At 47.9% G+C, this 22,022-nt stretch carries 20 protein-coding genes; 18 read left to right on the top strand and 2 right to left on the bottom strand.

From position 1 onward, the window contains the following. Window positions 1–52: 52 nt before the first annotated feature. From ylqF to PSHG_RS03680, 5 genes are all read left to right on the top strand, one after another. Window positions 53–913 (top strand): ribosome biogenesis GTPase YlqF, encoded by an 861-nt coding sequence (ylqF, locus tag PSHG_RS03705; protein WP_010269631.1) that lies wholly within the window; start codon window positions 53–55, stop codon window positions 911–913. 327 nt (window positions 914–1,240) lie between these two features. Then, window positions 1,241–1,852 carry a ribonuclease HII gene (locus PSHG_RS26525; protein ID WP_010269628.1) on the top strand — a complete coding sequence of 204 codons (612 nt, stop codon included), beginning with the start codon at window positions 1,241–1,243 and terminating at the stop codon, window positions 1,850–1,852. Between the two features lie 231 nt (window positions 1,853–2,083). Further along, complete coding sequence (locus tag PSHG_RS03690) at window positions 2,084–4,030, top strand: hypothetical protein (RefSeq protein WP_026021176.1); 1,947 nt, start codon at window positions 2,084–2,086, stop codon at window positions 4,028–4,030. Beyond that, window positions 4,027–4,314, top strand: coding sequence for an EscU/YscU/HrcU family type III secretion system export apparatus switch protein (locus tag PSHG_RS03685; protein WP_010269621.1), 288 nt, complete (start codon window positions 4,027–4,029; stop codon window positions 4,312–4,314). The genes PSHG_RS03690 and PSHG_RS03685 overlap by 4 nt, the downstream gene beginning before the upstream one ends. After that, the gene (locus PSHG_RS03680) at window positions 4,304–4,684 is read left to right on the top strand and encodes a YraN family protein (RefSeq protein WP_010269618.1); all 381 of its coding nucleotides are present in this window, start codon (window positions 4,304–4,306) and stop codon (window positions 4,682–4,684) included. Before PSHG_RS03685 ends, PSHG_RS03680 begins: the two co-directional genes overlap by 11 nt. A gap of 165 nt (window positions 4,685–4,849) precedes the next feature. On the opposite strand, the gene PSHG_RS31680 is transcribed toward PSHG_RS03680, so the two are convergent. After that, entirely contained in the window at window positions 4,850–4,981 is a 132-nt protein-coding gene (locus PSHG_RS31680; protein WP_262362335.1) for a hypothetical protein, read from the bottom strand. A 650-nt stretch (window positions 4,982–5,631) separates the two neighbouring features. Next, entirely contained in the window at window positions 5,632–7,173 is a 1,542-nt protein-coding gene (locus tag PSHG_RS03670; protein WP_010269617.1) for a YifB family Mg chelatase-like AAA ATPase, read from the bottom strand. 305 nt (window positions 7,174–7,478) lie between these two features. Between PSHG_RS03670 and PSHG_RS03665 the strand changes: the two genes are divergently transcribed. The 13 genes from PSHG_RS03665 (at window position 7,479) to fliF (ending at window position 22,009) form a co-directional block, all read left to right on the top strand. Then, window positions 7,479–7,739: a hypothetical protein gene (locus PSHG_RS03665; RefSeq protein ID WP_010269614.1), complete on the top strand. Its 261-nt coding sequence runs from the start codon at window positions 7,479–7,481 to the stop codon at window positions 7,737–7,739. 446 nt (window positions 7,740–8,185) lie between these two features. Further along, a complete protein-coding gene (sucC, locus tag PSHG_RS03660; protein WP_010269612.1) occupies window positions 8,186–9,346 on the top strand; it encodes an ADP-forming succinate--CoA ligase subunit beta in 1,161 nt (386 codons plus the stop codon). A gap of 111 nt (window positions 9,347–9,457) precedes the next feature. Further along, window positions 9,458–10,390, top strand: a complete 933-nt coding sequence (sucD, locus tag PSHG_RS03655) for a succinate--CoA ligase subunit alpha (protein ID WP_010269610.1) — start codon at window positions 9,458–9,460, stop codon at window positions 10,388–10,390. Window positions 10,391–10,527: 137 nt separating this feature from the next. Further along, entirely contained in the window at window positions 10,528–11,637 is a 1,110-nt protein-coding gene (gene dprA / locus PSHG_RS03650) for a DNA-processing protein DprA (RefSeq protein ID WP_010269608.1), read from the top strand. Window positions 11,638–11,694: 57 nt separating this feature from the next. Further along, entirely contained in the window at window positions 11,695–13,773 is a 2,079-nt protein-coding gene (gene topA / locus PSHG_RS03645) for a type I DNA topoisomerase (RefSeq protein WP_010269604.1), read from the top strand. 737 nt (window positions 13,774–14,510) lie between these two features. Then, entirely contained in the window at window positions 14,511–15,839 is a 1,329-nt protein-coding gene (gene trmFO / locus PSHG_RS03640) for an FADH(2)-oxidizing methylenetetrahydrofolate--tRNA-(uracil(54)-C(5))-methyltransferase TrmFO (protein WP_010269600.1), read from the top strand. A 196-nt stretch (window positions 15,840–16,035) separates the two neighbouring features. Beyond that, window positions 16,036–16,578: an ATP-dependent protease subunit HslV gene (gene hslV / locus PSHG_RS03635; protein WP_010269597.1), complete on the top strand. Its 543-nt coding sequence runs from the start codon at window positions 16,036–16,038 to the stop codon at window positions 16,576–16,578. 40 nt (window positions 16,579–16,618) lie between these two features. Further along, window positions 16,619–18,013 (top strand): ATP-dependent protease ATPase subunit HslU, encoded by a 1,395-nt coding sequence (gene hslU / locus PSHG_RS03630; protein WP_010269595.1) that lies wholly within the window; start codon window positions 16,619–16,621, stop codon window positions 18,011–18,013. Between the two features lie 45 nt (window positions 18,014–18,058). Continuing rightward, window positions 18,059–18,838, top strand: coding sequence for a GTP-sensing pleiotropic transcriptional regulator CodY (gene codY / locus PSHG_RS03625; RefSeq protein ID WP_010269593.1), 780 nt, complete (start codon window positions 18,059–18,061; stop codon window positions 18,836–18,838). Window positions 18,839–19,098: 260 nt separating this feature from the next. After that, window positions 19,099–19,503: a flagellar basal body rod protein FlgB gene (gene flgB / locus PSHG_RS03620; RefSeq protein WP_010269591.1), complete on the top strand. Its 405-nt coding sequence runs from the start codon at window positions 19,099–19,101 to the stop codon at window positions 19,501–19,503. Continuing rightward, window positions 19,503–19,952: a flagellar basal body rod protein FlgC gene (gene flgC, locus PSHG_RS03615; protein ID WP_010269588.1), complete on the top strand. Its 450-nt coding sequence runs from the start codon at window positions 19,503–19,505 to the stop codon at window positions 19,950–19,952. The genes flgB and flgC overlap by 1 nt, the downstream gene beginning before the upstream one ends. 115 nt (window positions 19,953–20,067) lie before the next feature. Further along, complete coding sequence (gene fliE / locus PSHG_RS03610) at window positions 20,068–20,382, top strand: flagellar hook-basal body complex protein FliE (protein ID WP_010269585.1); 315 nt, start codon at window positions 20,068–20,070, stop codon at window positions 20,380–20,382. 40 nt (window positions 20,383–20,422) lie between these two features. Next, entirely contained in the window at window positions 20,423–22,009 is a 1,587-nt protein-coding gene (gene fliF / locus PSHG_RS03605; RefSeq protein ID WP_010269582.1) for a flagellar basal-body MS-ring/collar protein FliF, read from the top strand. Window positions 22,010–22,022: the final 13 nt, after the last annotated feature.

Below are 22,022 nucleotides of genomic sequence, written 5' to 3'. Positions count from 1 at the left end.
GCTTAACTTCTGATCTTGACCGGCTCCGATCCAGACAACGGAGGGTATTTCTATGACCATACAGTGGTTCCCGGGCCATATGACCCGGGCCAGAAGACAAATCGAGGCCAAGCTGAATATCATAGACATGGCGATAGAGCTAATGGATGCTAGAATTCCGCTCGCAAGCCGCAATCCGATGATTGATGATATTTTACAGCGCAAGCCGCGTCTAATTTTGCTTAATAAAGCTGATCTTGCGGACGCCCAAGTCACTGCCCGGTGGGTCAGCTTTTTTCAGGAGCAGGGAATAGAAGCCTTGCCGGTTGATTCGGTATCAGGAACACGTGTCAAGGAGATAGTTCCGGCATGTAAAGCACTGCTGGCAGACAAGATAGAGGCGCAAATCCGCAAAGGAATGAAGCCGCGTCCGATAAGAGCTCTTATTGTCGGCATTCCTAATGTCGGCAAATCCACGCTCATCAATCGGCTGGCAGGACGCAAAGCTGCGATTACCGGAGACCGCCCCGGGGTAACTAAAGGTCAACAGTGGATTCGCATTGGCGGAGAACTGGAATTACTGGACACACCAGGCATTCTTTGGCCCAAATTTGAGGATCAGCAGGTCGGAATTCGTCTTGCCGCTACAGGAGCGATAAAGGATGAGCTCTTGCACCAGCAGGATATTGCGTTTGTCATCATCCGCGATATGTTGGGCACTTATCCTGGCCAGCTGCAGGAGAGGTATGGCCTGGAGTCCCTTCCGACCGATCCGGAGGATAACGAGCAGGTCGTGACAGTTATGGAGCAGATCGGGCGGAAAAGAGGCTGCCTGCAAAGTGGAGGCAGGGTTGACTTGGACAAGGCTTCCACCTTGTTTCTGAACGATCTGAGGTCAGGAAAGCTGGGACGCATCAGCCTGGAATGGCCCTAATGCTCAGGAAAGCGGAAGGCAAAGCTATGCTGCTTTTTAAACTTTGTTAACGGCTGGAGATTGCGATCATTTTTTCCAAAGGTAAGATACAGACGAGGGCTGCCGATAAAGTCCATTTCGAGTAAATAACACGAAAGTAAACCCCAGGAATGTTGATATTACAGCATTCTTGGGGTTTGCTTATTTGGTTATACGGCTGAACCGCCACTGCCCGGACAGTCCCATATTTTTGTTGAAGCTGAGCGGGAGACAGGATTTTGGTTTAACAGGACTGGAAGTCGCCGTCTTTAGAACGTTATACTATGGAGGAGAGGAGGAGCTATAACGTTGTTAACCTACGAAAAAAGCTTATGGGATCGTGGCTACCGCTTGATCGCAGGTGTTGACGAGGTGGGTCGCGGCTGCTTGTTCGGGGATGTAGTAGCGGCGGCTGTTATTTTGCCTCAAGGACTGCTAATTGAGGATATAAACGATTCCAAGAAGCTGTCAGCCAAGAAAAGAGAGGAACTGTACGAGGTCATTTGCAAGGAAGCCGTCGCAGTAAGTACAGGACAGGTTAGTTCGGAGATGATCGATCAGATTAATATAAAGCAAGCAGCCAGACTGGCGATGAAGCAGGCGGTTGAGGGATTGTCAATTATGCCGGATTATTTGCTGATTGATGCTGAACGAATAGATGTGAATATGGAACAGATGGCTGTGATTCACGGAGACGCTTTAAGCCAATCGATAGCGGCAGCCTCCATTATTGCCAAGGTTACCCGCGACCGGATGTGCTTGCACTGGGATCGAGAGTATCCGGAGTATGGAATTGCTATACATAAAGGTTATGCGACCAAACAGCATCGCGAGTCTATTCTGCAGTACGGCCCGAGCCGTCTGCATAGGCGGTCTTTTCTGAGTAAGCTGTTAAATCAGCAGCAGCAATTTCCTTTTTAACAAAGAACGGGTTCATTTATAAAGCTAATTTTCCGATATATACGTCAATCGACCAATTATGAAAACCTTAATTCATAGTGCGGATTATGAAAGCTACTTCATGGTGCGGATTATGGAAACTCTGCTTCATAATGCCGGACGTTTGGCGGACAACTGGCGCATGATATATGAGCAATGGCGCTACATAGGTGTATGAAGTCGAACAGAAGGGTATCTTGGGGGGAAATGAAAGTGAGTGTAGGTCAACTGCTGAGCAGCTTGCTGCAAGGGGCTCAAAGCACTAAGCTGGCTGCCGATGTTGTGGAATTGAAGCCTGGTCAGGTCGTCAGAGGGACTGTGCTTCGATTGATCAGCAACCAAGAAGCGCTTCTGTCTATTCAAGGAGTCAAAGTTCACGCGAAGCTGGAAGCACCTCTTCAGCAGGGAGACTCTACCTGGCTAACTGTGCTTGCGGATAGGGGAGACGGTCAAATCCGTCTAAAGCCGGTTGCGGGCGTACGCTTACAAGGCAGCGGACTCACTGAGCTGCTGAAGGCTCTCGGCCTTCCGGATACGCCTAACAACCGCCAGCTCGTTCAGCTTTTATCGCAGTCGGGACTGCCAATTACGAAGCAAAGTATCGCTTCATTGGCTGCATTATCTGCCCAGCGTTCTGCAGACATCGATGCCGAGCAGTGGAATCAGGCGGCAATTCTTGCGCTTAAACGGGGACTGCCCGCAGAGGCTTCACACGTTGGCGCTTTGCGGCAGGCTATTTATGGCCAGCCGCTTCACCAAATGCTGCTGGACGTCCAGACTTCTCTTGCCCAGCTATTGTCCCGTGCAGGGGCCGGTTTGTCGGCGAACACAATGAAAGCGCTCAGTGATGCCCGCTCTTCTATAGATAATGTCATTCTCCAAAGCAGAGCGCCCAGCCTCGCTGCTTCTCAACAACTAACAGCTTCTCCGCCACTCGCAGCTTCTTCACAGCTCACAGCATCTCCGCCACTCGCAGCATCTCCACAAGCGGTGAGCGGGGGCGCCAGCTCGAATATACAAATAGCGGCCAATTATCAAACAAAAGCTCTCTCGGCTGTGCCCGCAGATCCTGCATCCGTGAATTTGGCAGTATCTGCATTAACTCAGGAAGGCGCATCGCTTTCGGCAGAGCCTTTCCCTCGAGGCGAACGGAGCAGCCAGGGGCATTTGGCAAACCAAGCTATCAATCCGCTGCTCCTGAATGAGGGGGCGGTAAAGCCTGCAGCAGGCCATGCGCTACAGTCCGCGGATGATGAGGGGAAGCCGCTTAATTCGAGCCAGAACGCTTCAGGAGTATCCGCTGTGTCCGCGGCTTCATCTGCCAATGCGGCAGCAGCTTCTCAGGTCGGGAGCGGAATGGCCGCAGCTGCCGAAGGCTGGGTAGCGAAGCTGTTTAAATCCCTTGGGCTTGACCATGAATCCGCTCTGTTGAAAGCAGAAACTCAGCCCGAAGAGTCCGCGAGATCAGCAGGAGGAGGCAAAACGTTCACGGAACAGGATGGCGGAGCAAGATCAGTGCAAACCTTAACTCGCGAGCCGACAAATGGGGGAGCCGGGACCCACTCCCAGCTTTATGGTCCATGGACAGCATCAGCCGAACGGATAGAGATTCCGACATTGAAAGCAGCACTGCTTTCTCTGCTGGCGAATGGAGATTTGCCGGAACCGGTGAGGGAAAGTGTGCAGCAAGTGGTCCAGCAATTGACAGGGCAGCAGCTGCTGCTCGGCGGGGATCGTTCTTCACCGATAACCTATTTTACCCTGGCAATTCCGCTTTTTTCGGAGGGCCATCAACAAACCGCTTCGGTCCATGTTCAATCAAGAAAGACGGCGTCAGGAAGTATTGATGTCGATAACTGCAGACTCTGGTTTGATCTGAACTTGGCTCATTTGGGACACACGCTTCTAGATGTGCAGGTCCTCAACCGGGTGGTCAGCATAACGGTTCATAGTGATTTTGAGCAGCTGGACACGCTTCTCGCCGGTTCCCGGGAGGATTTGAATGAGCGCTTGCAGGATATGGGCTACTCCATGTTGACCATGAAAGTGCAGCCGCTCCCGGAGCGGGCTGCCGCTGCTGACGCCAATTCGCCGGATCTGCAGATGAAAAGCGCTTATTATGATACAAAGCCTTATAAAGGGGTTGACTTACGCGTATGAACTTACCCAGGCCGGCTACAAAAAAAGCGGTTGCACTAACCTATGTCCCCGAACAATCGGCCGCTCCGGTCATATCGGCCAAAGGAAGCGGCGAGGTTGCCGAAATGATTCTTAAAAAAGCGAGGGAGCACGGAATCCCGGTCCAGGAAAATGCTTCTCTCGTAGAAGTGCTGGCACAGCTGGATTTGGACCAGCAAATTCCACAGGAGCTGTACTCGCTGGTTGCTGAAATTTTAACCTTCGTCTACCGCTCAGATCAAAAGGCGGGCGGCTATGAATATTGACATGAAAAAGAATGCCCGGCAGCTGACTGGGAGGATTGGCGAACAAGCAGCAGAGAGGTATTTGCTGCTTAACGGCTACGAAATCGTGGATCGCAACTGGAGATGCAAAACTGGCGAAATCGACTTGATTGTGAGTAAACCAGGCCTCCTGATTTTCGTTGAAGTGCGAAGCCGGCATCAAGGAGACTCATTCGGCACAGCAGCGGAGTCGGTAGATGAGCGAAAGCAGCGAAAAGTTCGCCATACAGCTGAATTTTATCTTCGCCGCTATAACCGTACAGATTCGGCTGTCCGCTTCGATTTGATTACGGTCGAGCTTAATGCGCGCAATCAGGCGGTGAAGCTTGATCATTATCGGAATGCCTTTTAACTTTACTGCTTACTGGGTTATAGGCATGCTTTATTCCTCTGCTAACCGCGCGTTATGAGCAAGCTTAATTCCTCTGCCTCTGCTAACTGCATTATGGGCATGAGTTATTAGCTGCTGGCTGCAGTAACAGTTGAACGTTTAAGTTGGATTCGCGTCTTGTCCTGCTTAAGTTCGGCCTGTCTCGTGCTTAATTAGTGCCTGATCCCTGCTTAATTTCCATTTGATCTCCTCGATCTCCTCGAACTGCTTGATCTCCTTGATCTCCTTGATCTTCACATGATTCCCGATTGTTCCCATAGGGGCCATCAACCGGGATATAAAAAACGGACTGGAGCAGAAAAGCAGGCTAGAGCTGGTTCCGCTCCTTTTTGCGCATGGCCATCTAGACACAGAGTGTATGGAATACCTCTCTCTTATTGGAGCTAAAAAGCCCAGAAAACCGCGATCTGAGCAAAATAAGGACCGTGGCAAACGTTACATTTTTTAACCCCCTGATTTTGCTTAAATAAGGAGCGCTGCGAGCGTTCAATTTTGAAGCAGGCTGCAAACAGCCTTACTCCCTGCTGCACACTTTTAATCACAGATAATCGCGGCTTCACCGAGCGTTAGAATTTACAAACCCCTGATTTTGTTCAATTAATACTACTGTGAGCGTTAAAATCCAGTTCGGACAGAAAGCAGGCAAGTAAGCGGGATATAGGGATGCAGCCTGCAATCTGGTGAAACGATCAGTAAGAGAGATGTGACGGCAACCGGGCTGCAAAGGTCAGTAAGAGAGATGCAGGCTGCAATCTGGCCGGAAGCGGTCAGTACAGGGTTAAAATCAGGCCGCCGTGATGAAAACAAGTACAAACCATGCTCTGTGTACAGCGTTAGAGGTATTTGCGCTGCTAGGCAGCGATGAGCATTCCCGCAGGGTTTCACCAGACTTCCAGTGGGCGCGATGCTTATTCTGGTTTGCGGTCAAGGCTGCGATATTGCAGCGCTTCTGCCAAATGGTTGACGGTTATGGTAGCAGCGCCGTCCAGGTCAGCGATCGTTCTCGCCAGCTTAACAATCCGGTCGTGGGCACGGTAGCTTAACTGAAGCACGTGCATCGATTGCTTCAGCAGCTGCTCGCTAGCTTCATCGAGCGGACAATAGCGTCTTAACAGCCGCCCGGATAGCTGAGAATTCCAGCTAATTGCTGTACCGGCATAACGCTTTTTTTGCTGCTGCTGTGCTTGAAGTACTTGCTCCTTCATTTCGGCAGATGACAGGGCCGCTTGCGGTAATTGCCGCTCGCTGCCTATGCGCGGAACATCGACATGCAGGTCGATGCGGTCCAGCAATGGAGCCGAAATCCGGGCGCGGTATTGGGCGCGCTTGGCAGCGCTGCACGTGCATGGCGATTCGAGCGTTTCAGCCCCATACATGCCGCAAGGACAGGGGTTCATCGCTGCGGCAAGCACAACATCGGAAGGGAATGTATAGACAGCCTTGGCGCGGCTGATCGTAACTTCCCCGTCCTCAAGAGGCTGTCTCAACACCTCGAGCGCGGCTCGCGAGAATTCCGGCAGCTCATCGAGAAATAAAACTCCGCGATGGGCCAGACTAACCTCCCCCGGCCGGGGAATGGCCCCTCCTCCAACCAATCCGGCTGCGGAAATTGTATGATGCGGGGAACGGAATGGGCGTTCGCTTATCAATTGAGCCTTCTTTAACTGCCCGGAGGCGCTATAGATTTTTGTCACCTCGAGCGCTTCCTCATCCCGCAATGGCGGCAGAATCGTAGGCCATCTTCTCGCCAGCATCGTTTTTCCGGTGCCCGGCGGACCAATCAGCAAAATATTGTGCATACCAGCCGCTGCGATCACCAGTGCTCTTTTGGCATGATGCTGCCCGATCACATCGGCAAAGTCCACATTACCGTATTCACTGTTGTTTTGCCCCGGCATTGTTGACCCGCTGGAGGGAGCAGCAGCCGCACGGCGGTAGACTATACAGCGGCTAATGTCCTTTAGATCCGTCAGCCTAGTGACGGCAAACACTTGAATGCCTTCGATCAGCAGTGCCTCCTCTGCGTTCGCTTCCGGCACGATGACATAAGGATAGCCCATCAGCTTGGCTTGGTGTACCATGGGGAGAACGCCTGGCAGTGCCCGCACTTCCCCGTTAAGGGCGAGCTCGCCTATCAACAAAGTTGAATCAGCATGCTCAAGCTCCAATTGTCCGCTTGTAACTAGCAAAGCGGCGGCGATTGCCAAATCAAAAGAGGATCCTTCCTTGCGTAAATCTGCTGGTGAAAGATTAATCGTGATACGATCCATCGGAAATTGAAAGCCGCTGTTTCGGATTGCCGCTCTTACCCGTTCGGTAGATTCCCGCACAGCCGCGTCAGGAAGACCGACCAAATGAATTTGCGGGATTCCTCTGCTAATATCCACCTCAACCTTGACCATTACTCCATCGATGCCATACATGCACGCGCTGAATACATGTCCAAACAAAAAAAGCACTCCTTTCCGCCATAAGGCATGCCATTAATCAGCTTGGGAAAGGTGCTTCCTTATCTCCAAAAATGTTAGCTTCCTAATATTGTAGGAAACATATACAGTGCAAAAAGCTTAAATTTCGCAATATGCATACACAGTTTCAAAGCTTAACATTTGCACTTGCAAGAAGCTCAAGCTTCGCAAGATGCGTCTACTTTGCAAGAGACTCATACTCTAATTCTAGATAAAAAAGAAAATCCCTGCCAGCCCTCTCATAAAAACAGCGCAAGCGGAACATACTAACAGTGAGGTGATAAATAATGGAAAACAAACCTTATTTTTGTCCCAATTGCCGTTCAAACCGGGTGAAATTCAGCCAGATCACGAAATATTCGCAAAGCTTTATAAAGGATGCAATTACAGGAGAAATCGTAGAATCCGGCGAAGCGGTTCCGATTGCCCAATCCGAACCGGAAATTGAATGCTTGGTCTGCCGCGTATCGGGTAATGAAATGAGGTTTATCAAGCAAGCGGAGAGAGAGCCGCGGACGACGACTCCTACAACTCCGACTTATGTATAGCACGCTAAAGTGGATTTGCACCGGCGCACTGTTCTTTCTGGATCAGCTGCGCTATTTTTCTTAAATCTAAGCGAAGGCCGCGGACGTCAAACTTTTCAAAGCTGCCTAAACTCACTGATTCCAGAGTATCCTCATCACTGATCTCAGAGTAACCTCATTGTGATCAACAACCAGCAAGAATTCCGCTTTGTACCGAAAAATGTGCCAAATTAATTACAGTTCATTCATTTTTGTACAAAAAATATGTGAACTAATTACGAAAAATTAAGGAAAGGCTCGAAAAAAAGTGGTACAATAGTTAAGGCTTGTCGAGCGGTGAGACGCGAAACTACATAGGACAAGTGTTTTTTCGGGTGGATAAAACACAGCTTGATTCCTTGAACGTCCAGTAGTTTGAAGGCTATCTTGAATGCGATAGTAAGAAGACTGATAGGAGGAAGTATAGAATGAATATCCATGAGTATCAAGGGAAAGAAGTCCTGAGACAATATGGAGTCGCGGTTCCGGAAGGAAAAGTTGCTTTTTCCGTTGACGAAGCGGTGGAAGCTGCGAAGCAGCTGAGCACTCCTGTTGTCGTTGTTAAGGCGCAAATCCATGCAGGTGGACGCGGTAAAGCGGGCGGCGTAAAGGTGGCCAAAAACCTTGACGAAGTTCGTACATATGCTAGTGAAATCTTGGGCAAGGTGCTCGTCACTCACCAGACAGGTCCAGAAGGTAAAGAGGTTAAGCGCCTGCTGATCGAGCAGGGTTGTGATATTAAGAAAGAGTATTATGTCGGTGTTGTAGTGGACCGCGCTACCGGTCGTGTCGTTATGATGGCATCGGAAGAAGGCGGTATGGAGATTGAGGAAGTTGCTGCCAATACACCAGAGAAAATTTTCAAGGAAGTAGTAGATCCAGCCGTTGGCCTTCAGCCTTTCCAAGCGCGCAAGCTGGCGTATGCGATTAACATTCCTGGAGAACTGATCAACAAGGCGGTCAAGTTTATGATGGCGCTGTATACAGCTTTCGTAGAGAAAGACTGCTCCATTGCAGAAATCAACCCGCTAGTTGTAACCGGTGACGGTGATGTTATGGCTTTGGACGCCAAATTGAATTTTGATTCCAACGCATTGTTCCGCCATAAGGACATTCTGGAATTGCGCGATCTGGAAGAAGAAGATGAAAAAGAAATCGAAGCGTCCAAATATGACCTCAGCTACATTGCGCTGGATGGAAATATTGGCTGCATGGTTAATGGTGCCGGTCTGGCTATGGCAACCATGGACATCATTAAATACTACGGCGGCGAGCCGGCTAACTTCCTTGATGTTGGGGGCGGCGCGACTACAGAGAAAGTTACCGAAGCGTTCAAAATTATTCTTTCCGACAGCAACGTAAAAGGAATTTTTGTCAACATTTTCGGTGGTATCATGAAGTGTGACATTATTGCTAACGGTGTTGTTGAGGCTGCTAAACAGATCGGATTGGACCGTCCTTTGGTCGTTCGTCTGGAAGGAACCAATGTTGATCTTGGCAAAAAGATCCTTAACGAATCCGGCTTGAACATTGTAGCGGCAGATTCCATGGCTGATGGCGCTCAAAAAATCGTAGCGCTTGTTAAATAAGCCTTTTGAACCATACCTTTTAGTTTTGAACCATGCCTTTTTAGTTAGGTGCATGGCTTCTGATATGTACGGTCGTTTTTTTAAAATTAGTAGAGGATGTGAATAATCACCATGTCTATTTTGGTTGACAAAAATACTAAAGTCATTACTCAAAACATGACAGGTAAAACAGGCATGTTCCATACATTGGGCGGTCTGGAATACGGCACACAAATGGTTGCCGGTACAGCTCCAGGCAAAGGCGGAACCCAAGTCGACTTCACGCTTGAGAATGGTTCCACCGTAACCCTGCCAGTATACAATACGGTTATGGAAGCCAAAGAAGCTACCGGAGCTACAGCTTCCGTTATTTACGTTCCGCCTGCATTCGCTGCTGATTCCATTATGGAAGCGGTTGATGCAGAGCTGGATTTGGTTATCTGTATAACAGAAGGCATTCCAGTGCTCGATATGGTCAAAGTAAAACGCTATATGGAAGGCAAGAAAACCGTGCTTATCGGTCCTAACTGCCCAGGCGTTATTACACCTGGCGAATGCAAAATCGGTATTATGCCTGGCTATATTCACGCACCCGGCCATGTTGGAGTCGTTTCCCGAAGCGGAACGCTCACCTACGAGGCGGTACATCAGTTAACAACCCGCGGAATTGGCCAATCCACGGCAGTAGGGATAGGTGGAGACCCAGTTAAAGGCTCCGAGTTCATCGATATTTTGAGCCGTTTTAACGATGATCCGGATACTTACGCTGTCATCATGATTGGGGAGATTGGCGGAACAGCGGAAGAAGAGGCTGCAGAGTGGATCAAGGAAAACATGACGAAGCCGGTTGTTGGCTTTATCGGCGGAAAAACCGCTCCTGAAGGTAAGCGCATGGGTCATGCCGGCGCCATTATTTCCGGTGGCAAAGGTACTGCTACTGAAAAAGTCGCAACTATGGAAAGATGCGGAATTAAAGTTGCCCCCACGCCTTCCGAGATGGGCTCAACCCTCGTTAGCGTTCTTGAGGAAAAAGGCTTGCTGGAAAAATGCACTACCATTAAGTAAGCCATTCATTTTATAGAAGCTGCATATATAGCTTTGCCGAGAAAGGTAAGCAACCTTCTCGTTCCTTAATGGGATGAGGAGGTTGTTTTTTATTTTAAGTTAGAAGTTGTCCAATCCAGTATGAAAGGCGGGACAAAGTGGATATTCGTCAAATTGTTATAGCTTTAAATGAAACCAAAGGGGTAGGATGGCGTACGATAAATCAACTTGAATCTTATCTGGGAGAAGCAGCACAGCTTGCTGCAGCAGATATTCCTTCGTTTTTGGCTCAGCGGCTGCCGCCGAAGCAGGCTGCGATCGTCAAAGAGGAGCTCCAGCTGGGAGCGGCATTGGAGAAAAGGCTCGAAAGCTATCGCCGGATGCAAATCCGCATCGTTACGAAGTGGGATGAAGCCTATCCTGAGCAGCTTAAACAATCCTCTCGACCTCCCTGGGTTCTTTATGCGATGGGACGCAGTGAGCTTCTTAACTGCATGTCCATAGCTATTGTCGGGACGAGAACGCCAACAGCATATGGCAAAAAAGCAGCGGCCACGATCGCAGAGGACCTGGCTCGGCTAGGAATTGCCGTAATTAGCGGACTAGCCCGCGGCATTGACAGCTCAGCTCATGCAGCAGCACTGCCACATCCAGGAGGGACGATCGCTGTTCTTGGCCATTCAATGGAATATGTGTATCCCGGGGAGAACAAAGTTCTATTCCAGCAGATAGCCAGGGAGGGGCTATTGATATCCGAATTTCCGCTTGGGACGCCTCCTCATCCAGGATTATTTCCTCAGCGAAATCGAATTATAGCCTCGCTAAGTTTGGGTACCCTAGTGGTAGAAGCCGCATTAAAAAGCGGTTCCCTTATTACCGCTGACCTGGCGCTGGAAGAGTCCAGGGATGTATTTGCTGTGCCGGGGCCGATCTCTTCACCCAAAAGTGCCGGAACCCATGCGCTTATCCAGCAGGGAGCAAAGCTTGTCACCTCTTTTAGAGATATTCTCGATGAATATTCAGAACGGCTTAATTTCCCTTCACTTGCTGTGGGAAGCTCTTCTGAGGCGGATAGCTCTTTGCAACAGAACGTGCTTTCCGACGAGGAGAGGCGAATTTTGAACCTGATTTCCGTAGAGCCGGTAACAGTTGATGAGTTGTATCAAAAAGCAGAAACAAATTTTGGACATTTGCATACAATTCTGTTATCTTTACTTATGAAAAAAAAGATTGTTCAAATAGCTGGTTCATCTTATGTGCTGAGTTAGCTATAGACCAGCAATGAAATATAGAGGCAAAGTTGACCAGAGGGGAGGAAGATGCACATGGCAGATTCGCTAGTTATTGTGGAATCACCCGCTAAAGCCAAAACCATAGGCAAATATTTAGGCAGTAAATATATAGTTAAAGCATCGATGGGCCATATACGTGATCTTCCTAAAAGCCAAATTGGCGTTGAAGTGAAGCGCAATTTCGAACCGAAGTACATCACGATCCGGGGTAAAGGTTCGGTCTTAAAGGAACTGAAAGATGCTCGCAAAAAAGTGAAAAAGGTTTATCTCGCAGCTGACCCTGACCGCGAAGGGGAGGCGATTGCCTGGCATTTGGCTCATTATTTAGAGCTAAGCGATAGTGAACCTTGCCGGGTTGTTTTTAATGAAATTACCAAACAAGCGGTCAAGGATGCGTTTAAAACGCCAAGACCGATTAATAAAGATTTGGTGAATGCTCAGCAGGCTAGAAGAATTTTGGACCGGCTCGTTGGTTACAAGATCAGCCCCTTGCTTTGGAAGAAAGTGAAAAAGGGCTTGTCTGCAGGAAGAGTTCAGTCCGTAGCGGTGAAGCTAATTAACGACCGGGAGAATGAAATCAAGGGATTTGTGCCGGTTGAATATTGGTCTATTACAGCCCAGTTAAAATCAGGCAAGAGCAAATTCGAAGCCAAGTTTTACAGTCTTGATGGCAAAAAAACCGATTTGAACAATGAGGACGAAGTAAATCAGATTCTGAAAGTGATTGACAAGGAAAGCTTTATTGTTCAGGAAGTCAAGGAGAAGGAGCGCCAGCGCCATCCTTCTGCGCCTTTTATTACCAGTACGCTGCAGCAGGAAGCAGCACGCAAGCTGAATTTTCGGGCAGCCAAGACGATGTCGGTAGCCCAGCAGCTTTATGAAGGCATAGAGCTCGGTAAAGAAGGAACCGTGGGTTTAATCACGTATATGCGTACTGACTCTACTAGAATTTCCCCTGCCGCCCAGGAGGAAGCAAAGCAATTTATCGAGGGCAAATTTGGGGCCGAATTTGTTCCTTCCACTCCCCGCGTGTACTCCAAGAAAAACAGCAACACCCAGGATGCGCATGAAGCGGTGCGGCCAAGCTCGGTTCTTAGGCAGCCAGACGAGATCAAGAGCTTCTTAAGCCGAGACCAGTACCGGCTTTACAAGTTAATTTGGGAACGTTTCGTGGCCAGTCAAATGACTTCTGCAGTGCTGGATACGATGACGGTCGATATAGCTGCTGGAAGCGCGGTATTCCGGGCGGTTGGCTCCAAGGTAAAGTTTCCTGGTTTTATGAAGGTGTATGTTGAAGGCAATGACGATGAGACGACTGAGGAAGACCGCCTGCTGCCGCCATTAGGCAAGGGAGACGAGGTGAATGCTGAACAGATCGAACCGAAACAGCATTTTACTCAACCGCCTCCCCGTTACACGGAAGCCAGACTCGTTCGCACACTTGAGGAATTGGGGATTGGCAGACCAAGCACCTACGCTCCAACCTTGGAAACCATTCAGCGTCGCGGCTATGTTGCCCTGGAGGAAAAGAAGTTTGTACCTACAGAGCTGGGCGAGCTGGTTGTGGAGCTGATGGAGGAATTCTTCCCGGAAATCTTGGATGTGGAGTTTACAGCCAATATGGAGGAAGAGCTTGATCACGTGGAAGAGGGCAAGGAAAATTGGATCAAGGTGCTCGATGAATTTTACCAGTCCTTCGAGAAACGTCTGGAATATGCCGAGGAAGAAATGAAGGAAATAGAAATTCAAGACGAGGTCTCGGATGAAATCTGTGAAAAATGCGGTCAGCCAATGGTTTATAAGATGGGGCGGTTTGGCAAGTTTTTGGCTTGCTCCGGCTTCCCGGACTGCCGCAATACGAAACCGATCATTAAAGACATTGGAGTAGCCTGCCCCAAATGTTCACAAGGAAGAATAGTCGAGCGGAGAAGCAAAAAAGGCAGGGTGTTTTTTGGCTGCGACCGTTACCCGGAATGTGATTTTGTTTCTTGGGACCGTCCAGTTGAGAAGCCATGTCCGAAGTGTGATTCCATGATGGTAGTGAAAAATAGTAAAGCGGGTGCCAAAATTCATTGCACCCAGTGCGATTACAAAGAGGATGCCCCGGAATAAAAAGCTCTGGCAGGAGTCTGTCCGAAAAGTGGCAGTTCAGCCTAATAAAAGCAAATCCGAAGAATGCTGTAATATCAACATTCTTGGGTTTTAATTTTCAGTTTGCTTGAATATGGATTTCCTGGACAGACCCTGGCTATCCTTTCTATGAGATGCTTCGAGGGTCAAGGCGTCAACAATTTCGTCTCTTCGCTCGCAGAAATGTATGCGAAAACCGCATACATTTGCCGCAGCAGCGGGCCTCGAGGCGATTTGTATGCGAAAGTGTATGCGAAAACAGTCATGTCATTGAATTCTCAGGCACAAATCCAGCATGAAGATAGCCAAGGTTGGCGGGGCTCAAGGGCTGCGCGGGCGGCTTTAAGCTATTAAGGAGCTGCAGCCAGTGTTCCATACGAAAATTCGTAAAAGCTGCAGCGGACTCCAAGACCAACTGTATGCGGAAAACCGCATACAGTTGCCGCAGCAGCGGGCCGGAGCGAATTGGGCTGTCCAGAATTATTGGACAGCCCCTTGCCCTTGTGTGGGGAGCTTCAGCCTACCGTAGCTTCAACCTTGTTTCAGCCTGCCGTAGGTATATTAAAAGGAAAGTTGAGCACTTGCCGAGATTCTAGCTGTATCTGTTATCGAGCAAGATTTAGATTAAAAGTGTTCAGTTGCCCATATCTTGTTTTGTTCGACGAATTGCCAGCAGGAGGTTGTGGAGAAGTGCTGATATAGAAAGGAAGTAGGTTGCTATGAGTATACAGCAGAGGGTTACGGTCATTGGAGCCGGTTTAGCCGGCAGTGAAGCTGCTTGGCAAATCGCCAAGCAGGGAGTGCCTGTCACTCTGTATGAAATGCGCCCTGTGCGCAAAACGCCTGCGCATATAAGCGATAAATTCGCCGAATTGGTGTGCAGCAATTCCTTACGGGCTAATGGGCTCACCAATGCGGTAGGGGTGCTTAAGGAAGAGATGCGAATTATGGATTCACTGATTTTGTCCAGTGCGGACAAGCATGCAGTTCCCGCTGGAGGGGCACTGGCTGTTGACCGCGATTTGTTCGCTGGAGAGATTACATCCACCTTGGAGAATCATCCGCTGGTAGAAATCGTGAGAGATGAAGTTACAGATTTGCCCGAAGGAATTACGGTCGTTGCAACGGGGCCGCTCACTTCTCCGGAGCTCTCTGCTAAGCTGCAGGGGCTTATGGGAGAGGAATATTTATATTTCTATGACGCTGCAGCTCCAATTGTAGAGAAGGAATCTATCGATATGGACAAAGTATTCGTTGCTTCCCGGTATGACAAAGGGGAGGCGGCTTATATTAATTGCCCTATGACAGAGGAAGAATTCAATATTTTCTACGAAGCACTTATTCAGGCAGAGGTGGCCCCGATCAAAGATTTTGAGAAAGAAATCTATTTTGAGGGCTGCATGCCGATAGAAGTAATGGCTAAGCGGGGCAAAAAGACGGTTCTCTTTGGTCCTATGAAGCCGGTAGGACTGATTGATCCTCGAACCGGCAAACAGCCTTACGCGGTCATTCAGCTGCGTCAGGATAATGCCGCGGGAACCTTGTATAATCTGGTAGGGTTTCAGACCCATCTCAAATGGGGAGAACAGAAAAAAGTATTTTCTCTCATACCCGGATTAGAGCATGCGGAAATTGTTCGATACGGCGTAATGCACCGCAATACGTTTATTAATTCACCCAAGCTCCTGAACCAGACCTACCAGTTCAAGCGCAGGGACAATTTGTTCTTTGCAGGTCAAATGACCGGGGTGGAGGGCTATGTAGAATCAGCGGCATCGGGATTGATTGCCGGCCTGAATGCGGGACGAATGGCACGGGGAGAAGAATGTCTCGTGTTCCCTGAAGAGTCTGCGCTCGGCAGCATGGCGGCTTATATTACTACAGCGGATTTCAAGCATTTTCAGCCAATGAATGCTAATTTTGGCCTGTTTCCGCCGCTTGCGGAGAAGATTCGCAATAAAAAAGCAAAGAATGAAAAGATAGCTGAAAGAGCGATTCGGAGTATTCAGAATTTTTTACACAAAACAGGCTCTGCGGCTTGTAACTAAATCATGTCCTATGGTACGATAGTACTGCTATATAGCGGAAAAAGCACGGGGACCGGTATAAATAAATATGCCGTTCCCTGTTTGACTGCTCTCGCCCTTATTTTAATTTCGGGCGCTGCAAGCACCATTACGTAGCAAGTTGTCCGCCGGGTAGAGCGGTTAACGCAAGTTCTTTTTTATACGAAGGAGTGAGCAAATGAGCGAATTTCATGCCACAACGATATTTGCCATTCGACATAAAGGCAAGGGGGCCATTGCCGGAGACGGTCAGGTCACGTTTGGCAACAGCATGGTAATGAAAAGCAAAGCTAAAAAAGTCCGCAGATTATACCGGGGAAAAGTTATAGCCGGATTTGCCGGTTCGGTAGCGGATGCGATTACCTTGTTCGAAAAATTTGAAAGCAAGCTTGAGGAGCATCACGGGAATTTGCAGCGAGCGGCTGTGGAATTAGCAAAAGATTGGCGTTCGGATAGAGTGCTGCGCAAGCTGGAAGCCATGATGATTGTGATGGACTCCACGGGCTTGTTATTAATTTCCGGAAATGGAGAAATCATAGAACCGGATGATGGCATTCTGGCTATCGGCTCTGGCGGAAGCTTCGCTCTTGCAGCGGGCCGTGCACTGCAGCGATATTCACCGGACATGGAGGCTGCAGCGATAGCTAGAGCGGCACTGGAAATGGCGGCAGAGATTTGTGTATTCACGAATCACAATATCATTTTGGAGGAAATGGATTGAAGATACATATAAGAAAAACATATCGGATTGGGAGGTAGTTATGACCAGTTCTTCCTTGACACCTAAACAGATCGTTGCCGAATTGGATAAGTACATTGTGGGACAAAAGAAGGCAAAGAAGTCAGTCGCGGTAGCTTTGCGGAACCGCTTCCGGAGAAGCCTATTGGATGAGTCGATTCGTGATGAAATCGTCCCTAAAAATATATTAATGATTGGTCCTACCGGCGTGGGAAAAACGGAAATAGCACGCAGGATCGCGAAGCTGGTCAAGGCTCCTTTTGTGAAGGTGGAAGCGACCAAATTTACAGAGGTTGGCTATGTGGGCCGGGATGTGGAATCTATGGTGCGGGATCTTGTAGAAACGGCTATCCGCACGGTAAAAAGTGAAAAAACAGAATCGTTAAAGGATAAAGCGGAAAAACTGGCGAACGAAAGAATCGTTTCGATTCTGGTGCCGTCCGGCAGCAAGTCCAAGTCCCAGCGCAATCCGCTGGAAATGCTCTTTGGCAGCCAGAACCAGGCTGAGCAGGAGCCGCAGCAGCAGGAGCCGGCAGAGCAAAGCAAACGGGAAGAAGTGAGAAAACGGCTTTTGGCTGGAGAGATGGAGCAGGAGATCATCGAAATTGAAGTGGATGACCATAGTCCCTCCATGCTGGATATGCTGGCCGGGCAAGGCAATGAGCAAATGGGCTTTAACATGCAGGAAATGTTCGGCAGCCTGCTGCCCAAAAAAACAAAAAAGCGGAAATTGCCCATTAAAGAAGCAAGAAAGGTGCTTATCCAGGATGAAGCCAATAAGCTGATGGATATGGATGAGGTCATCCAGGAGGCGGTGAAAAGAGCCGAGCAATCGGGGATTATCTTCATTGACGAAATCGATAAAATTGCCAGCGGTAACCGCGGAAGCGGTCCTGATGTATCGCGTGAGGGAGTGCAGCGGGATATTTTGCCTATCGTTGAAGGATCTACAGTAATGACCAAATATGGGCCTGTGCATACGGATTTCATTCTGTTCATTGCTGCCGGTGCATTTCATACGGCAAAACCATCAGATCTTATTCCCGAACTTCAGGGCAGGTTTCCAATCCGGGTCGAGCTCAGTAATTTATCGCTGGAAGATTTCGTGCTGATTTTGACTGAGCCGCAAAATGCGATAACAAAGCAATACACAGCCTTGCTGGAAACCGAAGGCATCAAGATTACATTCTCCGAGGAGGCTATACGTGAGTTAGCGGCTATCGCGGTCGAAGTTAATCAGAACACCGATAATATCGGTGCGCGAAGGCTGCATACCATTTTGGAGAAATTGCTGGAGGATTTGTCCTTTGAGGCGTCGGATATTAATCTGGAAGAGCTGGTCATTACTCCGGAATATGTGCGGGAGAAGCTGGCGGATATCGCCAAGAACAAAGACCTGAGTCAATATATTTTATAAGTGAGTGCTAAGTAGTAAGCCCTACTTTTAATGGAGGCCTATGAAATGACGTTGTTAGCTAAGACAAGAAGATTAAACCGGCTGCTGCAAAAAGCAGCCGGCAAACCGGTAAGCTTTATGGAAATGGCTGAAGTTTTGAGAGATACGATCCAGGCTGATCTTTATGTGGTCAGCCGCAAGGGGAAAATTCTCGGCTTTGCCAAATTTGAAGCGGACGAATCCGATCGTCTAAGTCAAATGATTTATGAGGACAAACGGTTTCCAAGCGATTTTAACAACCTGCTGCTCAAGATTGAAGAAACCACCTCCAACCTGGAGAAAGACAGCTTGTACTATTCATTTGTACAGCAGATTGAACATGAATTTCATCACCGGCAGCTGACGATCATTCCCATCGTAGGGGGAGGAGACCGTCTCGGCTCGCTTGTGCTTACCCGCAAAGACAATCCCTTCGTGGATGATGACTATATCCTTGCGGAGTATGGTTCAACGGTTGTGGGGATGGAAATTCTGAAGGAGCGCGCCGAGGAAACCGAACAGGAAATGCGCAGCAAGGCTGTAGTTGACGTAGCTGTTGGCTCTTTATCCTATAGTGAATTAGAAGCAGTAGAGCATATTTTTGAAGAGCTGGATGGTAAGGAAGGGTTGTTGGTTGCCAGTAAAATAGCCGACCGGGTAGGAATAACCAGATCGGTGATTGTAAATGCACTGAGAAAATTAGAAAGTGCCGGAGTCATAGAAACTCGTTCTTTAGGCATGAAAGGGACCTATATCAAAATCTTGAATGATCAGTTAATGATTGCTTTAGAAAAAGTAAAAGTTTGACTATTTTTTGTTGAAAAACAGTTCTAAAGGATTATTAAAATAGTCATATATAACTATATTTAGGAAAAGACCTGTCAAAGATAGGTCTTTTTTCTTATTGTCAACATTTCCATTTATATTCAATATAAGAGATGTTTTATGAGATCGAATTTTGTCAGATTTTTCACATACGGTTCAAAAAAATGTCGAAGAGGAGGAAGGATTTGCATATTTTTTGTTGAATACCTTAATCTAAATCTTTGAGAGAGTAGGGAGTGTTAATGATTTTGTTGAATTCACCGACTTTTAACCTAGTCGCCCGTTCTCTTGACGCAGCATCAACTAGGCATCAAGTAATCTCTAACAATGTTGCCAATGTAGACACCCCATATTTTAAAAGGTCCGAAGTAAGGTTTGAAGAACTACTTCGTAGAGAAATGGACCCATCTTTTACTGTGCAGGGCTTTCGCACTGATCCAAGGCATTTTGAAATAGGGCAACCCAGCAATCCGGTCCCGCAAATTATTAAGGACGGTGATTCTACGATGAACAACAATATGAACAACGTAGACATTGACCTGGAAATGTCTTTACTGGCCAAAAACCAGTTGAACTATTATATTTTATCGCAGCAGATCAATCATGAGATCAAAATGGCTCGCTCGGCAATGGGGGTGAGTAACTGATGAAACTGACTAGTGCGTTTGACATAAGCACATCCGCTCTTACTGCCCAAAGAATGAGGATGGATGTGATTTCCTCCAATATTGCCAACGCAGAGACAACACGCACAAGGTTCGTTAACGGCAGATGGGAGCCTTATACTAGGAAGATGGTTGCATTGGAGCCCCAGGCTAAACCGTTTGCACAGCATTTACAGTCAGCGATGAGCGGCGTTTCCGGTGAAGGAGTTAAGGTTACCAGTATTGTAAACGACCCTACGCCCCATAAGCTTGTTTTCAACCCCTCCCACCCGGATGCGAATGAAGAAGGATATGTATTGATGCCCAATGTGGATATTTTGAAGGAAATGGTTGATATGATTTCGGCCACTCGCTCGTATGAGGCGAACGTAACAGCATTGAATGCATCCAAAGCAATGGTCATGAAGGCGTTGGAGCTTGGCGGCAGATAAGGTCGTAAACAAAGCTTGTTGAAAACATAATGAGTAAAAGCGGAAAGTATGTTGAAAAATGGATGAGCCGCAAGACCTAGTTTGTAGAAATTACTGTTAAGGGAGTGGAGAAGAAATGGTTGAAACATTGGCTTCTACAGGACTACAGTCTCTAGGACCAGTACAAAATACCCGGATTAATGTGCCTAGGGAAAATGCAATCGAGCTTTCCGGAAAATTCAATCAGATGGTCAATGACGCGATAGCTAATTTGAATAATCAGCATCACCAGGTTAATCAGCTTAACGAGCAGTTTGTCAGGGGAGAATTAAACGACGTTCATCAGCTGATGATCGCTTCAGCCAAAGCGGAATTAGGCCTGCAGTTAACCGTGCAGGTTAGAAATAAGGCGATTGAGTCTTATCAGGAAATTATGAGAATGCAAATGTAGTTCTTGCTAGTTTTGCTAACGTAGTGGATGAGGTGACGAAGTGAACGAGACGGTTCTCCAATATGTAAACCGGACCAAAGAGATATGGGGGAGGTTCAGCAAAGGACAAAAAATCACATTCATTGCGACGATAGTCCTGCTTATCCTGACACTGATCCTGGTCACATACAACTTTTCCAAAACTGAATACGCAACAGCGTTTACCGAGCTTCAGCCAGGCGATGCGGCAGCGATCAAGCAATATTTGGAAAGCTCCAATATTCCGTATCGCTTAAGTGATGACGGTCGATCTATAGGAGTGCCGAGAACTCAAGTAGCCGCCGTTAAGATTGATGTGGAATCCCAAGGCTTGAACACTAACGGAAGTATTGGTTATGGGGCTTTTCGCGAAAACAGCATGTTTGGGACGACAGATAACGAGTTTAGTATCAAAAAGCTGGATATGATTCAAGGGGAGCTGCAGCAGTTAATTAACTCCAACACAGCAGTAGCCAGCTCTAAAGTTGTCATTACTCTTCCGGAAGATACCGTTTTCCTCCGTAATGAACAAGACCAGCAGTCTACAGCCTCGGTGGTCGTTCACCTTAAACCGGGATATTCCCTGGATCAAAACAAAATAGACACCATGTATCAATTGGTTTCTAAAAGTGTGAAAAACCTCCCGGTGGAGAATATCACAATTTCAGACCAGAGCGGCGATCTGTTGCCCTATTCAAAAAACAGCAGCCCGCACATAGCATCGGCGAATGCAGCAGCGATGCAATTTGAGATTAAGAAGCAGTTCGAAGAAGATCTCCGCAAGGAAATTAAAGCATTGCTCGGAGGCATTCTCGGTCCGGAAAAAGTAATTCCGATGGTTATTGCCACGATGAACTTCGACAAGAAAAACCGGGTGGAAAACTTGGTTACTCCTGTTAATGAAGAAGAGCAGCGCGGTATTGAAATCAGCGTACAAGAATTACAAAGATCCTATACAAGCAGCGGAGCTGATGCCGGCGGCATTGCAGGAACAGGTGCAACCGACATCCCGAATTACCCGGCCTCTTCTGCAACGGGTACAGGTGAATCCGAAGAATTACATAGAACAGTTAATTATGAAGTCAATAGAATTACGCAACAAATTGAATCGAGTCCATTCACTGTAACTGATTTAACCATTTCCGTAGGAATTGAACCACCTGATCGCAATAATCCTGAATCCTTGACACCAGAAATGCGAAACGCGGTTGAAAATATACTGCTTTCCGTAGTGAGTTCCTCGCTTGCTAATAGCGATAAAACGTTTAGCGCTGAAGAGATGGCTTCGAAAGTGAATGTTTTTGACTATACGTTTGCCGCACCCGAGCCTGTAACATCTGCAACCAGTATTAATTGGTTTTGGGTAGGGGGCATCGCAATCGCCGCATTGATGCTGGCAGGACTAGGCGGTTATATGGTGTACCGCAGGAAGAACGGGACTGTCGAAGAAGACGAGGAGCTTCCGGAAGCCGTTCCTATGGAGTACCCTACGATCGATTATGAGAATGTTTCTAAAGATCAACAGGTTCGCAAGCAATTGGAAACTTTGGCTAAGAAGAAGCCGGATGAGTTTGTAAACTTGTTGAGAACCTGGTTGGCTGACGAATAGAGGTGGTCATAAA

This window comes from Paenibacillus senegalensis JC66 (genome assembly GCF_000285515.1).
Classification (GTDB): Bacteria; Bacillota; Bacilli; order Paenibacillales; family NBRC-103111; genus Paenibacillus_L; species Paenibacillus_L senegalensis.
Note: the sequence above shows the minus strand (reverse complement) of the source record. Positions and strands in the feature narration are given on the sequence as shown.

Excerpts from the sequence above, each read along its gene's own strand:
- ylqF (WP_010269631.1), top strand. The coding sequence starts at position 53 with ATGACCATACAGTGGTTCCCGGGCCATATGACCCGGGCCAGAAGACAA.
- PSHG_RS03685 (WP_010269621.1), top strand. The coding sequence starts at position 4,027 with ATGAACTTACCCAGGCCGGCTACAAAAAAAGCGGTTGCACTAACCTAT.
- PSHG_RS03680 (WP_010269618.1), top strand. The coding sequence starts at position 4,304 with ATGAATATTGACATGAAAAAGAATGCCCGGCAGCTGACTGGGAGGATT.
- PSHG_RS31680 (WP_262362335.1), bottom strand. The coding sequence starts at position 4,981 with ATGGGAACAATCGGGAATCATGTGAAGATCAAGGAGATCAAGGAGATC.
- PSHG_RS03665 (WP_010269614.1), top strand. The coding sequence starts at position 7,479 with ATGGAAAACAAACCTTATTTTTGTCCCAATTGCCGTTCAAACCGGGTG.
- sucC (WP_010269612.1), top strand. The coding sequence starts at position 8,186 with ATGAATATCCATGAGTATCAAGGGAAAGAAGTCCTGAGACAATATGGA.
- sucD (WP_010269610.1), top strand. The coding sequence starts at position 9,458 with ATGTCTATTTTGGTTGACAAAAATACTAAAGTCATTACTCAAAACATG.
- topA (WP_010269604.1), top strand. The coding sequence starts at position 11,695 with ATGGCAGATTCGCTAGTTATTGTGGAATCACCCGCTAAAGCCAAAACC.
- trmFO (WP_010269600.1), top strand. The coding sequence starts at position 14,511 with ATGAGTATACAGCAGAGGGTTACGGTCATTGGAGCCGGTTTAGCCGGC.
- hslV (WP_010269597.1), top strand. The coding sequence starts at position 16,036 with ATGAGCGAATTTCATGCCACAACGATATTTGCCATTCGACATAAAGGC.
- hslU (WP_010269595.1), top strand. The coding sequence starts at position 16,619 with ATGACCAGTTCTTCCTTGACACCTAAACAGATCGTTGCCGAATTGGAT.
- codY (WP_010269593.1), top strand. The coding sequence starts at position 18,059 with ATGACGTTGTTAGCTAAGACAAGAAGATTAAACCGGCTGCTGCAAAAA.
- flgB (WP_010269591.1), top strand. The coding sequence starts at position 19,099 with ATGATTTTGTTGAATTCACCGACTTTTAACCTAGTCGCCCGTTCTCTT.
- flgC (WP_010269588.1), top strand. The coding sequence starts at position 19,503 with ATGAAACTGACTAGTGCGTTTGACATAAGCACATCCGCTCTTACTGCC.
- fliE (WP_010269585.1), top strand. The coding sequence starts at position 20,068 with ATGGTTGAAACATTGGCTTCTACAGGACTACAGTCTCTAGGACCAGTA.